Annotated in this window: 12 protein-coding genes; 3 read left to right on the top strand and 9 right to left on the bottom strand. The window is 69.1% G+C overall.

Annotation, left to right across the window (positions count from 1 at the left end; genetic code table 11):
• Positions 1-45 precede the first annotated feature (45 nt).
• Positions 46-2097, top strand: a complete 2052-nt coding sequence (locus H0X95_RS04015; RefSeq protein WP_059720773.1) for an FUSC family protein — start codon at positions 46-48, stop codon at positions 2095-2097.
• Here the strand turns inward: H0X95_RS04015 and H0X95_RS04010 are convergent.
• Together H0X95_RS04010 and H0X95_RS04005 are read right to left on the bottom strand one after the other, a co-directional pair.
• Positions 2090-3010 (bottom strand): bestrophin family protein, encoded by a 921-nt coding sequence (locus tag H0X95_RS04010; protein ID WP_059720774.1) that lies wholly within the window; start codon positions 3008-3010, stop codon positions 2090-2092. The genes H0X95_RS04015 and H0X95_RS04010 overlap by 8 nt on opposite strands.
• A 12-nt stretch (positions 3011-3022) precedes the next feature.
• Positions 3023-5347 carry an FdhF/YdeP family oxidoreductase gene (locus tag H0X95_RS04005; protein ID WP_059720775.1) on the bottom strand — a complete coding sequence of 775 codons (2325 nt, stop codon included), beginning with the start codon at positions 5345-5347 and terminating at the stop codon, positions 3023-3025.
• Positions 5348-5499: 152 nt separating this feature from the next.
• Here H0X95_RS04005 and H0X95_RS04000 point away from each other — a divergent pair, with 152 nt between their 5' ends.
• The gene (locus H0X95_RS04000) at positions 5500-6921 is read left to right on the top strand and encodes an aminotransferase-like domain-containing protein (protein ID WP_058903210.1); all 1422 of its coding nucleotides are present in this window, start codon (positions 5500-5502) and stop codon (positions 6919-6921) included.
• 37 nt (positions 6922-6958) lie between these two features.
• Here the strand turns inward: H0X95_RS04000 and H0X95_RS03995 are convergent, their stop codons facing one another.
• Entirely contained in the window at positions 6959-8200 is a 1242-nt protein-coding gene (locus H0X95_RS03995) for a mechanosensitive ion channel family protein (protein WP_012493382.1), read from the bottom strand.
• Positions 8201-8653: 453 nt separating this feature from the next.
• Here H0X95_RS03995 and H0X95_RS03990 point away from each other — a divergent pair, with 453 nt between their 5' ends.
• Positions 8654-10372: a SulP family inorganic anion transporter gene (locus H0X95_RS03990; RefSeq protein WP_059720776.1), complete on the top strand. Its 1719-nt coding sequence runs from the start codon at positions 8654-8656 to the stop codon at positions 10370-10372.
• Between the two features lie 163 nt (positions 10373-10535).
• Here the strand turns inward: H0X95_RS03990 and H0X95_RS03985 are convergent, their stop codons facing one another.
• The 6 genes from H0X95_RS03985 to H0X95_RS03960 form a co-directional block, all read right to left on the bottom strand.
• Positions 10536-11963: a DHA2 family efflux MFS transporter permease subunit gene (locus H0X95_RS03985; protein ID WP_059720778.1), complete on the bottom strand. Its 1428-nt coding sequence runs from the start codon at positions 11961-11963 to the stop codon at positions 10536-10538.
• Positions 11960-12523 carry an isochorismatase family protein gene (locus H0X95_RS03980; RefSeq protein ID WP_006481616.1) on the bottom strand — a complete coding sequence of 188 codons (564 nt, stop codon included), beginning with the start codon at positions 12521-12523 and terminating at the stop codon, positions 11960-11962. The genes H0X95_RS03985 and H0X95_RS03980 overlap by 4 nt, the downstream gene beginning before the upstream one ends.
• A 67-nt stretch (positions 12524-12590) precedes the next feature.
• Positions 12591-13046, bottom strand: coding sequence for a MarR family winged helix-turn-helix transcriptional regulator (locus H0X95_RS03975; protein WP_006481621.1), 456 nt, complete (start codon positions 13044-13046; stop codon positions 12591-12593).
• A 73-nt stretch (positions 13047-13119) separates the two neighbouring features.
• Entirely contained in the window at positions 13120-13353 is a 234-nt protein-coding gene (locus H0X95_RS03970; RefSeq protein ID WP_058903204.1) for a DUF7661 family protein, read from the bottom strand.
• A gap of 44 nt (positions 13354-13397) precedes the next feature.
• Positions 13398-14480 (bottom strand): serine hydrolase, encoded by a 1083-nt coding sequence (locus tag H0X95_RS03965; protein ID WP_006481625.1) that lies wholly within the window; start codon positions 14478-14480, stop codon positions 13398-13400.
• Positions 14481-14677: 197 nt separating this feature from the next.
• Positions 14678-14956 carry a hypothetical protein gene (locus tag H0X95_RS03960; protein ID WP_058903203.1) on the bottom strand — a complete coding sequence of 93 codons (279 nt, stop codon included), beginning with the start codon at positions 14954-14956 and terminating at the stop codon, positions 14678-14680.

Here is a 14956-nt window from a genome sequence, read left to right as displayed (position 1 = left end):
TTTCGGCCGGTAGTGGCGCGCGTCGCACGCTCGTATGCTCGACGCATGAAATTTTCCGTCCCCGGCCTGCCGCCGATCGCGGCCGTGCGCGCCGCGCTGCGCGATGCGTGGCCCACCTTGCCGCCGGGCGCGCTCGGCTTCGCATTACGCAATACCGCCGCGTCGTTGCTCGCGCTCTATATCGCGTTCCGCATGAATCTCGACGATCCGATCTGGGCCGCCTCGACCGTGTGGATCGTCGCGCAGGGCAGCCGCGGGATGGGGCTGTCGAAGAGTCAGTACCGGATTCTCGGCACCGCGATCGGGGCGACCGTGGCGCTCGCGCTGACCAGCGCATTCGAGCAGACGCCGCAATTGTTCCTGCCCGCGCTTGCCGCGTGGATCGGCCTGTGCGCGGGCATCGCGACGTTCCAGCGGAATTTTCGTGCGTATGCGGCGGTGCTCGCGGGCTATACGGCCGCGATCGTCGCGATGGACGCGGTATCGGCGCCGCTGCATGCGTTCGATATCGCGGTCGCGCGGTTTCTGTACGTGGTGGTCGGCATCCTGTGCGGTGCGCTGTTTGAAACGGTCTTCGCACCGGGCGCGCCGCTGAAGGACGTCCGCACGCGGCTTGCGCGCTATCTCGACCGCGCGGTGGCGGTCGGCGCGGGCGCGCTGCGCCGCGAGCCGAACGACGCGGCCGTGCACCGGTTGTTCGCGGACGCGCTCGAACTCGACACGGCGGCCGAATACGCGGCGGCCGGCGCGCCGCCGGTGCGCAACATGATCGGCCATCTGCGCGTGGCGGCGCTCGGCGTGCTCGCCGCGCAGGCTGCCGGGCAGGCGATCCGCGAGCATGCGGCGCGCGCCGGCGGTGCGCCGGAGCCGCTCGTCGACGAGGCGGCAGGCGTGCTCGACCGGGTCGCCGTGTCGGGCGACGCGAGGCACGAGATGGCGGCGCTGCGCGCACGGGTGGACGCCGCCCTGCGGGTCGAAGCGGCCGTGCCGGCCGGCACCGACACGTCGCGCCTGCTCACGCTCGACCGGCTGTCGGCGCTGCTCGGCGGCTTCGACCGCGCATTCGCGAGCCAGGCATTGCTCGAGCGGCCGGTGCCGCCGCCTGCACGCGTGCGCTATGCGTTCCACCGCGATCCGGTGCTCGCGTGTCACAACGGCGTCCGCGCGTTCATCGCGGTGCTGGCCGCGTCGGCGATCTGGATCTTCACCGCGTGGCCGGCGGGCGGCGGGTTCGTCGCGATCACGGCGGTGGTGAGCGCACTGTTCTCGACACGCCCCAATTCGGTGCGCGCGATCGTCGGTTTCATGAAAGGCACGGCATGCGCGGCGGTCGCGGGCGTCGTCTGCAACTTCGCGCTGCTGCCCGCGGTGTCGGGCTTCGAGATGCTGGCCTACATCCTTGGCGTGTTCCTGATCGGCACCGGCCTGGCGATACGCCATCCGCGCACGGCCGCGATGGGCAGCGCGTTCTCGATCTTCTTCTGGAATTTCACGTCGCCGAACAACACGGCGCGCATCGGCGACGCCGCGTTCCTGAACAGCGCGCTCGCGACGCTGCTCGGCATCGCGTTCGGTGCGCTGGTGTTCGCGCTGGTGTTTCCGGGTGATCCCGGCACGAGCCGGCGACGCCTGCATCGCGCGGTGCGCCGCGATCTGGTGCGGATCGCGCGCGATCCGCGGGCGTGGTCGGCGAGCGCGTGGCTGAGCCGCACGGCCGACCGGCTCGCGCGCGAGCTCGGGTTCGCGGGCAGCGTGCCGCAGACGCAGATCGAGCACGACATGCGCGATCTGCTCGCGATCTGGGGAATCGGCGACAGCCTGCTGGCGCTCGCTGAACTGGCCACGCGGGAACCGGCCGCGCGCCGCGCGGCGGCGGCGGTGCGCGAGCGCGTTGCGCGGGCGGATTTCGCGCGGCTCGAACGGAGCTGCGACGCGGCGGCCCGCCTGTTGCGCCGTCGCGTGGCCGCGCGCGACGGCGACGCCGCGCATGCGTTGCTGAATGGCGTGGTCCTGCTGCGGCGGATCGCGGATGCGGCCGCCGAGCATGGCGACTTCCTGCGCGGCCGGCGCGATCGGGCGGGGCGGCCGGTCAGGTGAGGCGGTACGACGGGCCGGGCGTCACCTCGGCCGGCAGCGGCTCGCGGTTCAGTTCGAGCAGCGTGCGCTCGATCTGCCGCGTCATCGCATCGAGCGCGAGATGGTTCGGCCCGTCGCCGAACGGTTCGGCGATCGCATGCGCGATCGCGTCGAGCGCGATCAGCGTATAGGCGACGAAAACTGTTACAAAAGGTGTCGCCGCGCCGATCGAATCGACGAGGCCGAATGGCAACAATACGCAATATGCGTAGATGGTCCGGTGCAGCAGCACGTCGTATGAAAACGGAATCGGCGTCGACGCGATGCGCTCGCAGCCGCTCACCATCGCGACGAGATCGTCGAGGCGCGCATCGAGCATCCACAGCCGCGTGTCGGCGAGCTGGCCCGCATCGGCGCGCGCGGCGAACGCTTCGCGCAGCGCGTGCACGATGACGACCGGACGAAACCGGGCAGCGGCGACGCGCGTATAGGTCGCGCCGTCGAGCAGCCCGCGCAGGTCCGCGGCCGGATCGGTGCCGCGCAGCTGATGCTTGAGCGTGTAGACGAATGCGACGACCGTGCGCACGAACGCGCGGCGCGATGCGTCGTCACGGTCGACCGCGCCGTAGCAGAGCGCCTGCGACACCAGCGTGCGCGTGGCGGTCAGCACGCCGCCCCACAGCTGCCGGCCCTCGCGATAGCGTTCGTAGCTGGCGTTGTTGCGAAACCCGGCGAAGATCGCGAGCGTCAGGCCGATCAGCGTGAACGGCGTCGGATTCAGCGGCACCTTCTCGCCGAGCACGCGGCCGCCGCCCCAGACCGCGACGAGGCTGATCGCGAGCGTCAGCACGAGTTGCGGCAGGATGGTCGGCAGCACCGAGCCGTTCCAGACGAGCAGCATCCGCAGCCAGTGTTCGCGCGGACGAACGATCATCGTCGTGCTCCGTCAGGCGGCGATCGACGCCGGCGCGGCCGCGCGATGCAGCAGCACGGGCACCGACTTCGACGTCGGCGTGTTGCACACGTCGCCGACGCTGTCGAGCGGCACGAGCGGGTTGGTTTCCGGGTAGTACGCGCCGATGCAGCCGCGCGGGATGTCGTACTCGACGAGCAGGAAGCCGTTCGCGCGCCGCTCGATGCCGTCGTGCCACACGGTTTCCATGTCGACCCATTCGCCGGCCTTCAGGCCGAGCATCGCGAGATCGTCGCGGTTGACGAACACCACGCGGCGCTGGCCGAACACGCCGCGATAGCGGTCGTCGAGCCCGTAGACGGTCGTGTTGTACTGGTCGTGCGAGCGCGTCGTCATCAGCGTCATCAGCCGGTCGCCGTGCAGCGCGCGGGCACGCTGGATCGGCGTGTCGGTCGGCAGCGCGTGCGCGATGAAATTCGCCTTGCCCGTCGGCGTGAGCCATTCGCGGTCGCGCGACGCCACGCGCAGGTGAAAGCCGCCCGGCCGCGCGATGCGCGTGTTGTAGTCGTAGAAGCCGTCGAGCGTCGCCTCGATCGCATCGCGGATCTTCGCGTAGTCGTCCTTGTACGCGAGCCAGTCGATCGTGTCGCTGCCGAACAGCGCGTGCGCCATGTGCGCGACGATCGCGGGCTCCGACATCAGGTTCGGCGAAGCCGGCTTGTTCATCCCGTACGACACGTGGACCATGCTCATCGAGTCCTCGACCGTCACGCCTTGCGCGACGTCGTCCTGCAGGTCGATCTCGGTGCGGCCGAGCGTCGGCAGGATCAGCGCGTCGCGGCCGTGGATCATGTGACTGCGGTTCAGCTTCGTCGTGATGTGCACCGACAGTTCGCAGCGGCGCATGCCTTCCCACGTGCGCGGCGTGTCGGGCGTCGCCATCGCGAAGTTGCCGCCGAGGCCGATCAGCACCTTCACGCGGCCGTCGAGCATCGCTTCGATCGTCTCGACGACGTCGTAGCCGTGATGGCGCGGCGGTTCGAAGTCGAACACGTGGCCGAGCCGGTCGAGGAACGCCTGCGACGGCTTTTCCTCGATGCCGACCGTGCGGTTGCCCTGCACGTTCGAATGGCCGCGCACCGGGCACAGGCCGGCGCCGGGGCGGCCGATGTTGCCGCGCATCAGCATCAGGTTGGTCAGCATCTGCACCGTCGCGACCGAATGCTTGTGCTGCGTGATGCCCATCCCCCACGTCGCGATCACGCGTTCGCTGCGCGCATAGAGCCGCGCGAGCGCGTCGATCTGCTCGTACGGCACGCCGCTTTCGGCCGTCAGCGCGGACCAGCTTTCGGCGCGCAGGTCGTCGGCGAACGCGTCGAAGCCGGCCGTGTGCTCGCCGATGAACGCGGTGTCGATGACGCGCGGCGCACCGGCGGCGCGCGCGTCGTCGTCGAGTTCGAGCACGCGCTTGGCCATTCCCTTGATCAGCGCGAAATCGCCGCCGAGCGTCGGCTGGATGAACGTCGATGCGATCCTGGTGCCCGACATCGTCAGCATCTCCAGCGGGCTTTGCGGATCGGCGAAGCGTTCGAGGCCGCGCTCCTTCAGCGGGTTGATCGACACGATCGTCGCGCCGCGCTTCGCGCATTCGCGCAGCTCGCCCATCATCCGCGGGTGGTTGGTCGCGGGGTTCTGGCCGAAGATCAGCAGCGTGTCCGCATGCTCGAAATCGTCGAGCGTGACGGTGCCCTTGCCGACCCCGACCGACGCCGGCAGCCCGCGGCTCGTCGCCTCGTGGCACATGTTCGAGCAGTCGGGGAAGTTGTTGGTGCCGTACCGCCGCACGAACAATTGATACAGGAACGCGGCCTCGTTGCTGGCGCGGCCGGACGTGTAGAACGCGGCCTGGTTCGGGTCGGGCAGTGCGCGCAGGTGGCGGGCGATCAGTTCGAACGCGTCGTCCCATGCGATCGGCACGTAGCGGTCGGTCCGCGCGTCGTACACCATCGGATCGGTGAGCCGGCCGTGCTGTTCGAGCTCGAAATCCGACTGTTCGAGCAGTTCGGTCACCGTGTGCGCGGCGAAGAAGTCGGGCGTCACGCGCTTGCTCGTCGCTTCCGCGGCCACGGCCTTCACGCCGTTCTCGCAGAATTCGAACGTCGACGCGTGCTGGCGGTCGGGCCACGCGCAGCCCGGGCAGTCGAAGCCGTCCGGCTGGTTCTGGCGCAGCAGCGTGCGGTAGTTGCCGCCGGCGACCTTTTCCTTGATCAGGTTGATCGTGACGGCTTTCAGCGCGCCCCAGCCGGCGGCCGGGTGGGTGTACGGTTCGATGCGCGCGGTGGCGGATTTCTTTTTCATGATGCGGGTGTCGGGGTCGATGCGTGCAGAGTACGCGCGGCACCCGTCCCGCTGTGTGTACACCTGTTCACTTCAAAAAAGAGTACAGTTTCGGCCATTCATACAGTGCGGATCGCAACTGTGTTGCTGAAGGGAAGCTGAAAGGGAGGCGCGTGAAGCGTTACGAACAACTGGCCGACGATCTCCAGGCGCAGATCGAGCGGGGCGTATACCGGCCCGGCGAGCGGATTCCGTCGGTGCGTCAGGCGAGCCGGCAGCAGCAGCTCAGCGTCACGACCGTGCTGCGCGCGTACCTCGTGCTCGAAAGCCGCGGCCTGATCGAAAGCCGGCCGCAGTCGGGCTACTTCGTGCGGGCGCGCGCCGTGGCGCCGGCCGAGGCGGAATTGCATGTCTCCGCGCCGGCCGCCGAGCCGTCGGCCGTGGACGTGAGCCGGCTCGTGCTGTCGACGCTGCGCTCGATCGCGCGCGACGACGCGGTGCCGCTCGGCTCGCCGTATCCCGACGCGTCGCAGTTTCCGGTGCAGCGTCTCGCGCGCTATGCGCAGGCGATCGGGCGGCGCCGCACGCGCTGGGGCGTGATCGACGACCTGCCGCCCGGCAACCAGGAGCTGATCCGCCAGATCGCGCGGCGCTATGCGGAGCGTGGAGTCGCGGTCGAGCCCGGCGAGATCGTGATGACGATCGGCGCGACCGAGGCGATCAACCTGTGCCTGCAGGCGGTCGCGAAACCGGGCGACACGATCGCGGTGGAGTCGCCGACCTTCTACGCGATGCTGCACGCGATCGAGCGGATGGGCATGCGTGCGCTGGAAGTCGCGACGCATCCGGGCGACGGCATCGATCTCGACGCGCTCGGGCGGATTCTCGCGAGCGAGCGCATCGCGGCGTGCATGGTGATGCCGAACTTCCAGAATCCACTCGGCTTCCAGATGCCCGATGCGCGCAAGCGCGCGCTGGTCGAACTGCTCGCGAAGCACGGCGTGCCGGCGATCGAGAGCGACGTCTATCACGAGCTGCACTTCGGCGACACGGCACCGAGCGCGCTGAAGTCGTTCGATCGCGACGGGCTGGTGCTGCATTGCGCGTCGTTCACGAAGAGCCTGTCGCCGCGCTACCGGATCGGCTGGGCGATGCCGGGCCGCTACCGCGACCAGGTCGAGAAGCTGAAATTCCTGAACACGCTCGCGACGCCCGCGATCGAGCAACTCGCGATCGCCGAGTACCTGAAATACGACGGCTACGACTTTCACCTGAGGCGCATGCGCAAGCAGTATGCGCAGCAGGCGAGCCTGATGAGCGCGATGGTGCGGCGTTTCTTCCCGGAAGGCACGCGGCTGTCGCAGCCGCAGGGCGGGTACGTGCTGTGGGTCGAGCTGCCGCCGCAGGTCGACGCGATGAAGCTGTATTCGCTGGCGCTCGCGCAGCGGATCACGGTCGGGCCCGGACACATGTTCTCGGCCGGCACCGATTACCGGCATTTCATCCGGCTCAATTACAGCTACCCGTGGTCGCGGCAGATCGAGGACGCGCTGAAGGTGCTGGGGCGGCTCGCGTCGGAGTGCGCGGCGCGGTGAGCGCGGCCGCCCGGCGGCCGGCCGCCGGGCGCCGGTATCAGGCCGCGCGTGGCTCCTGTAGCCCGGCTTGCGCGGTGTCGACCATCTGCCGCATGTCGAAGCCCGACGGATGCTGGTAGACGCGCAGCCCGAACTCCGGCAGCACCGCGATCAGGTGGTCGAACAGGTCGGCCTGGATGGTCTCGTAGTCGACCCACGTCGTCGTATCGGTGAAGCAGTACAGTTCGAGCGGAATGCCTTCGGCCGTGAGCGGCAGTTGCCGCGCCATGTTCGTCATGTCGCGGCGGATGCGCGGATGGCCCTTCAGGTAGTTCGCGACGTATGCGCGGAACGTGCCGAGATTGGTCAGCTGGCGGCGGTTCGCCGGGCAGTCGCCGGCCGCACCCAGCGTGCCGTTCCATTGCGCGATCGCATCGACCTTGTCTTCGAGATAATCCTTCAGCAGCGTCAGGCGTTCGAGACGTTCGATCTCGTCGTTCGACAGAAAGCGCACGCTCGTCGCATCGATGAACAGCGCGCGCTTGATGCGGCGGCCGCCCGCCTCGGTCATCCCGCGCCAGTTCTGGTAGCTCTCGGTGATCAGCTTCCACGTCGGCACCGTGATGATCGTGTGATCGAAGTTCGCGACCTTGACGGTGTTCAGCGTGATGTCGATCACCGTGCCGTCCGCGCCGGCCGACGGCATCGTGATCCAGTCGCCGATCCGCAGCATGTCGTTCGACGACAGCTGCACGCCGGCGACGAGGCCGAGCAGCGTGTCCTTGAAGATCAGCATCAGCACCGCCGACATCGCGCCGATGCCGGACAGCAGCAGGCCGATCTGCTTGCCGGTCGCATCACCGATCACGACGAGCGCGGCCGTGATGAACATCACGAGCTTGACGAGCTGCATCGCGCCTTTCAGCGACAGGCGCGGCTGGTCGCGCCGGGACGTGCGGTGCGTGTGTTCGAGCGCGGACAGCGTCGCGCTGATGGTCATCGTCACGAGGAACACGATCAGCGCGAACAGCACCTTGTCGACGACCTGCGCGGCCAGGCCCGGAATGCCGGGCACCGCGCCGAGCCCGAGCTTGATCACGACGAACGGCACGATGCGGTTCAGCCATTTGAAGGCGCCGAATTCGAACAGCGCGTCGTCGACGCGCGTGGCGGACAGCCGCGCGAGTCGCGCGACCACGCGAAACAGCAGGAAATGCACGACGGCGGTGATCGCGCCGGCGGCGGCGAGCAGGACGAGGATGCCGACGAGCGGCGTCAACCAGGATTCGTTCAGGGTCATAGGAGCAGACTGGGGCCTTCTTGTGCGTTGAATCGGCGCCGCGACGCGGCGCGCGCCTGGTGAAGGGCACATGAAAGGGACCGTGATTGTGCCATCGGGTTCCGGAGGCGTGCCGCGAAGGCGGGCGATCGGCTCCCGAATCGGCTCACCTTTGTGCAGGTATCCTCTCTATCAAGGTGAAGACGAGCGGCGAATCGACGTCACCGCAAGCCGGTGTGCGAGCAGGGCGCCGGACGTGTCGTTCACGGGGGCGCGATCGTCCGGAAGCCGCGACGGCCGGCTGTTGCGCTTCGATGCGCGCGATAGCCGATCCATGCAATCATGCGGACGTCACACGCGTCGTCGGTGCGTCGTTCGCGTTGGTGCGCGGCCGGTCCGGCGACGGTGAGCGACACGCGACACCGTCGCGCACCCGTTCGCGGCCCCGTCATTTCGACCTCACGCATTTCACGCATGCCAGATTCCAACGAAAGCCGTCCGTCACGCGTGCGGCTGCTGAAAGGCCTCCTTCCGATCCGCCGCGCGGCGGCGATACGCGACATCGTCGCGGGCATTTCGCTCGCGTCGATGGATATCCCGCAGGTGCTCGGCTACGCGCGCATCGCCGGCATGCCGGCCGTCACCGGGCTCTACACGGTGTTCCTGCCGCTCGTTGCATTCGCGTGCTTGGGCGCGTCGCGCCATCTCGTGGTCGCCGCCGATTCCGCGACCGCGACGATTTTCGCGAGCCGGCTGTCGTCGATGGCGCCGGCCGGCAGCGCCGACTATGCGGCGCTGGCCGGCATGGTCGCGTTGCTGACCGCCGCGATGCTGCTGCTCGCGCGCATCTTCAAGCTCGGCTTTCTCGCCGATTTCCTGTCGCGCACGGTGCTGGTCGGTTTTCTCGCCGGCGTCGGCGTGCAGGTGTCGATCGCGATGCTCGGCGACATGTTCGGCCTCGCCGTGCCGTACCCGGCGTCGCGCAGCCTCGCGCAACTCGACTACGTCGTCACGCACCTCGCTCACACGCACCGGCCGACGCTCGCGCTCGCGGCGCTCGTCGTCGGCGCGATTCTCGCGTGCAAGCGGTTCCTGCCGCGCGTGCCGATGCCGATGATCGCGGTCGTGGGCAGCATCGCCGCGAGCGCTGCGTTCGGCTTCGCGGCGCACGGCATCGCGGTGCTCGGGCCCGTGGCCGGCGGGCTGCCAGCGCTGCGCTGGCCGTCCGTCACGTGGCAGCAGTTTCTCGATCTCGTGCCGGTTGCCGCTTCGTGCTTCGTGATGATCATCGCGCAGAGCGCGGCCGCCGCGCGCGTATTCGCGCAGCAGTACGGCGAGGACGTCGACACCAACGCCGATATCCTCGGGCTCGCGGCCGCGAACGCGGCGGCGGCGCTCGGCGGTGCGTTCGTCGTCAACGGCAGCCCGACGCAAACGGCGATGGCCGACGGCGCGGGCGTGCGCAGCCAGATCGGGCATCTCGCGTTCGCCGTCGTCGTCGCCGTCGTGCTGCTGTTCTTCAGTCCGTATTTGCAGTATCTGCCGCATGCGGTGCTGGCCGGCATCGTGTTCACGATCGCGCTCGGGCTGATCAACGTGCGCAGTCTCGCGGCGATCCGCGAGGAAAGCCCCGGCGAATTCACGCTCGCGCTGATCACGGCCGCGGCCGTCGTGACGGTCGGCGTCGAGCAGGGCATCCTGCTGGCCGTCGCGCTGTCGCTGATGCGGCACGTGCGCCACAGCTACCAGCCGCATACGATGGTGCTCGAACCCGTCGGCGGCAACGGCCGGTGGCAGCCGGTGCCGACCCGGCGCGGCGCGATGACGGCGCCCGGATTGATCGTCTACCGGTTCGGCGCCGACCTGTTCTTCGCGAACGATCACCTGTTCGCTGCCGAAGTGACCGAACTCGTCGAGGCGGCGCCGGTGCCGCCGCGCTGGTTCGTCGTCGATGCGGGCGCGATCACCGACGTCGACTATTCGGCCGCGCGGACCTTGACCGATCTCGTCAGGTCGCTGCATGCGCGCGGGATCGGCGTGCTGTTCGGGCGCGTGAACCGTTATCTGCGCGCGGACATGGATCGTCACGGGATCACCGAGGTGGTCGGCGCGACGTGCATCTTTGCCACGCTGCATCAGGCGCTGGAGGCGGCCGGTACGACACCCGCGCCGCAGGAGCCGGGCACGGTGTAGCGCGATGCGGCGCTACGCGAGCGCGCGCAGGCGCGCGAAACCGTTGCGCAGGCAGCGGGCCAGTTTCGCCGCGGCCGGCGTGTGCTGGCCGCGCGGCACATGGAGGTTGATCGAGAAATTCGGCAGGACGGGCAGGCCGCCGTCGGCCGGCAGGATATCGAGGTCAGTCGCCTGCGCCTGCGCCGGCCGAGCGCAACGGCAGCCGCAGCGTCGTCACGAAGCTTGCCGCATGCAGCGCGCACAGCAGGCCGAACGCCCACGCATAGGCGACGGCCTGCGTGCCGCCGGCCGTCGCCGATTCGGCCTGCAGCCGCCATGCGAGGAACAGCGTGCACAGCGTCGTGAACGTCGGGCCGCCGAGCCGCTGCACGATATTGAGCGACGTGGTCGCCATCGGCAGGTTGCGGCGCTCGACCGACGCATACGCGGCGGCGATCGACGGCGCGCCGATCGCGCTCTGGCCCATGCCGCGCAGAAACAGCGCGGGGACGAGCACGAGCGGATCGTAACCGGTCAGCGCGAGGAACACGAACGGCAGCGTGGCGACGAGCGCCAGCAATGCACCGGCGGCGGCCAGCCGGCGTACGCCGAAGCGGCTCGTCAGCGCGCCCATCGACGGATAGGTGACGAGCATGCCGAGCCCGAGCGGCGCGAGCAGCCAGCCCATCTCTCCCGGCGAGCGCCCGCACGCCTGGATCAGGAACACGGGAATCAGCATCTGGCCTGCATACATCGCGCCGTTCGACAGGAACTGCGTGCTCGCTGCCGCGCCGAATACGCGCGAGCGAAACAGCGCGAGGTCGATCAGCGCACGTTCGCGCTGGCGGCGCTCGAAGCGCAGGAACGCGATGAGCAGCAGCGCCGAGCTTGCGACCGCCGCGATGCCGAGCGTCGAGCCGATCCGCTCGACGCCGTACAGGAACAGCACGAGCGCCGGCGACAGCAACGCGAGGCCGAGCCAGTCGAGTTCGCGCCGCGGCGCATCGTCCCGGTCGCCGGGCAGGAACCGCGCGGCCAGTGCGAGCGCGAGCGCGCCGACGGGCAGGTTCACCAGAAACAGCCAGCGCCACGACGTGTGCTGCAGGATCGCGCCGGCCACGACCGGGCCGAGGATCGGCGCGAGCAGTACCGGCACCGCCGCGTAGCCGATCGCGCGCGCCATCTGCTGGCCGGCGACGCGCGCGATCATCATCTGCGCCATCGGCGCGAGCAGGCCGCCGCTGACGCCTTGCAACACGCGAAACGCGATCAGCGACGGCGCGGACCACGCGAGCCCGCACAGCGCCGACGTGAGCGTGAACGCCGAGAAGCACCACAGATACAGCGCCTTCGCACCGATGCGGTCGACGAGCCAGCCGTTCAGCGGCAGCACCAGCGTCAGCGCGAGCAGGTAGCCGCTTGTCACCCACTGGATCGTCGACAGGCTGGCATGCAGGTCGGTCGCGAGGCTCGACAGCGACACGTTGACGATCGTCGCATCGAGTTGCGACAGCAGCGAGCCGAGCGTCGCGACCGCGCCGACTTTCCAGATCGACGGATCGAGCCGGCCGGCCGCGTGGCCCGGCGCCGGCCGGATGCGCTTGTCGCTCACGCGCCGCGCCGGTCGAGCAGCGCGACGATGTCCTGAGTCGTGCCCGTTTCGCCGAGACGCGGGAACAGCCGCTCGACGCTGTTGACGTGCGCGTCCGCGTTGAGGTCGGTCATCGCGTCGACGGCGAGCGTCACGTTGTAGCCGAGTTCGTGCGCCTGCCGCGCGGTCGATTCGACGCCGATGCTGGTCGCGACGCCGGTCAGCACGATCTGCGTGACGCCGGCTGCCTTCAGGTGCGCGTCGAGACCGGTGCCGGTGAAAGCGCCCCAGGTCTGCTTCGTCACGACGTGGTCGGTCGGCTGGCGGTTCAGCTCGGGCACGAGTTCGGTCCAGTCGGCCGGAAGCTGCGCCGTGCGTGGCGCTTGTTCGGTGCGGCCCGGTGCGCCGCCCGCGACGTTGACCAGCACGACCGGCAGGCCGCGGCTGCGGAACGCGTCGAGCAGTTCGCGGGTGCGGGCGATCACCGGTGCGACCGGGTGCGCGGTGGGGAGGGCGACGATGCCTTTCTGCAGGTCGATGACGACCAGCGCCGTGTTCGTGTCGAGACGGGTTGCGCTCATGATGGGGCTCCGGGGACAGGGCGGGGAAAGCCGTGCGCGCGCATGCCGCGTCGCGCGCCGACCGGGTTCATTGCTCACCGATGCGGCGGATCAGCGGGATGGCGGCGGCGAGCGTGTCGATGTCGTGCGGATCGAGCTTCTCGATCGCGGCGCCGAGCCACTTGTTTTTCGCGGCGTTGCGCTTGTGTCGTGCGTCGAGGCCGGCGGCGGTGAGTTTGAACAGGATCTGGCGGCCGTCGGTCGGATGCGGTTCGCGCTCGACGAGCGCGTCTTCCTCGAGGCTCGCGAGGATCGCCTTCATCGACTGCGGCTTCATCGCTTCGGCGCGCGCGAGATCGGCAGTCGTCATCGGCCCGTGCCGGTGAAGCCGTGCGAGTGCGCTCGTCTGGGACATGCCGAGCCCTTCGGAATCGATCTCGGAGCGCAGCCGGCGGATGAGCTGGCCGACCGCGAGGGTCAGGTCGGCGGCGACGGCGTCGGCGGAAACGCCGGGTTTGCGTGGCGGGTTCATGCGGCGAATCATAGAATAAGACAGTTAAACTTGCAAGTTTAACTGTCGAATTGATTGCCCGTTGGCGACGCCGTCCGGCACGCGATTACGTACGCCGATGCGCGACCGGTACGACTTCGCTGTAGCGCGGGGTCGCGTTTTCGTGCAGCAGATCGCCGAGATACTGGCCGAGTTCGTCCGCGGCGAGCGCGGACGGAATCTGCAGATTGGCCGGGCGTCGCTTGCCTTCGGCGCCGAGATCGAACACGGCCCAGCGGCCGTCCATGCGCACGACGGCGAGCAGCCGACCAAATGCGTTGAAGCGGTATTCGTCGTGCATGGCGTCGCTCCCCTGGCGTGAATGCGCCGGCTGCCTGCGTGTGTTTACCGGATCGAACAGGACAGCCAGCGATGGATCCGGATGGCGTCGCTCGATACGCCGGCGCGCGTCGGCGCACCGAGCAGCACGACCGTTTCGCGGCGGCCTTTCACGCGCATGCGCATCACGACGCCGTGCCCCGATTCGTTGATGAAGCCGGTTTTCTGCAGCCGGATCGGCAGGCGGCGGTAGCGCACGAGCGGGTCGGAATTCACGTACACGAGTTCGCCGTCGCCGGGGCGCACGGTGGTCGACAGATCGGTCGAGAAATAGCGGATCAACGGATCCTGCGCGGCCGCGCCGACGAGCCGCGCGAGATCTTCCGCGGTCGATACGTTGTGCGGCGACAGGCCGGTGGGCTCGCGGAAGTGCGTATGCCGCATGCCGAGCCGACGTGCTTCGCGGTTCATCGCCTTGACGAACGCGACGCGCCCGCCCGGATAGTCGCGGCTCAACGCGGCGGCGGCGCGGTTCTCCGACGACATCAGCGCGATATGGAACATCTCGCGGCGCGACAGTTCCGAGCCCACCTGCAGCCGCGAACCGGTGAACTTGATCGTGTCGCGATCGCGCGCGGTCACGCGCAGCACGCCGTTCAGCGGACGATCGGCGTCGCGCGCGACGACGGCCGTCATCAGTTTGGAGATCGATGCGATCGGCCGGACGGTACGCGCGTTGCGGGCCAGCAGCGGGGTGCCGGAATCGACGTCGAGCACGTAGGCCGCGCGCGAATGCAGCGAACCGACCGCGCGCGGCGTATAGCCGCAACTGGCGAGCAGCTTCGGCTTCGCGGGCGGGCGCGGCCGCACGGCGGCCGTGCGTTTCGCGCGCCGCTGCTGCGGCGCGGGCGCCGCGTGGCGTTTGGCCGCCTGATGCGTCACGCGCGAGCGACGATGCTTGACGGCCTTTTTCTTGCGATGGGGTTTCTTCTTGACGGCCTTCGTATGGGCATGCGGTTGCACATGAGCGGCGCGATGCGGTTGTACGCGTTGCGCGGACGCATTCGCGGCGAATGCGAGCAGCAGGAACGACAGGGCGAGGATCAGGGTGGTCCGGGCGCGAGGCAGGCGCGCGATGAGGCCGGTCAAGCGAAAGTCTCCTTTTCACGCGCGATGCGGCTGCGCGGAATGCGTGGGCGGTCAGCGGGTGCGGGAAATTATACGGTCGATCGCGGGGCGATGACGATGGGATGACGCGCATTGACGCGTGATGCGGGAGGATTTCGGTCGTTTTCGCGCTGTCGGGCCGCGGTGGGTGTGGGGTGAAAGGCGCGCAGCCACGCGGTTCAGCGCGGCCAGTTCCGCCGCGACACGACCGCAAAACTGATCGCGATCGAACCGGTCACCGCGCGTGGCGGCGCGTCTTCCAGGGCATCGCCGAAGCGAAAGCGGCGGCTGCGCCCGTCCGTGCGCTCGGCACGACGCTTCGGTGCGCGGGTCTCGGCGGCCACTGCGCAGGTGTTGGCATCCGCGACATCGCATGACGGCTCGGCCACGCAGTCGGCCGCTGGATCGAGGGACATGAACGTGAATTCCGGAAAGGGCATGTCCGTATTGAACGCCAT

This window comes from Burkholderia sp. 9779_493 (assembly GCF_015712215.1).
Taxonomy (GTDB): domain Bacteria; phylum Pseudomonadota; class Gammaproteobacteria; order Burkholderiales; family Burkholderiaceae; genus Burkholderia; species Burkholderia cenocepacia.
The sequence above is the reverse complement of the archived record's forward strand: the minus strand, read 5'-3'. Positions and strand labels throughout refer to the sequence as shown.

Coding starts and splice junctions, on each gene's coding strand:
- H0X95_RS04015 (WP_059720773.1), top strand. CDS start 46: ATGAAATTTTCCGTCCCCGGCCTGCCGCCGATCGCGGCCGTGCGCGCC.
- H0X95_RS04010 (WP_059720774.1), bottom strand. CDS start 3,010: ATGATCGTTCGTCCGCGCGAACACTGGCTGCGGATGCTGCTCGTCTGG.
- H0X95_RS04005 (WP_059720775.1), bottom strand. CDS start 5,347: ATGAAAAAGAAATCCGCCACCGCGCGCATCGAACCGTACACCCACCCG.
- H0X95_RS03995 (WP_012493382.1), bottom strand. CDS start 8,200: ATGACCCTGAACGAATCCTGGTTGACGCCGCTCGTCGGCATCCTCGTC.
- H0X95_RS03990 (WP_059720776.1), top strand. CDS start 8,654: ATGCCAGATTCCAACGAAAGCCGTCCGTCACGCGTGCGGCTGCTGAAA.
- H0X95_RS03980 (WP_006481616.1), bottom strand. CDS start 12,523: ATGAGCGCAACCCGTCTCGACACGAACACGGCGCTGGTCGTCATCGAC.
- H0X95_RS03975 (WP_006481621.1), bottom strand. CDS start 13,046: ATGATTCGCCGCATGAACCCGCCACGCAAACCCGGCGTTTCCGCCGAC.
- H0X95_RS03970 (WP_058903204.1), bottom strand. CDS start 13,353: ATGCACGACGAATACCGCTTCAACGCATTTGGTCGGCTGCTCGCCGTC.
- H0X95_RS03960 (WP_058903203.1), bottom strand. CDS start 14,956: ATGGCGTTCAATACGGACATGCCCTTTCCGGAATTCACGTTCATGTCC.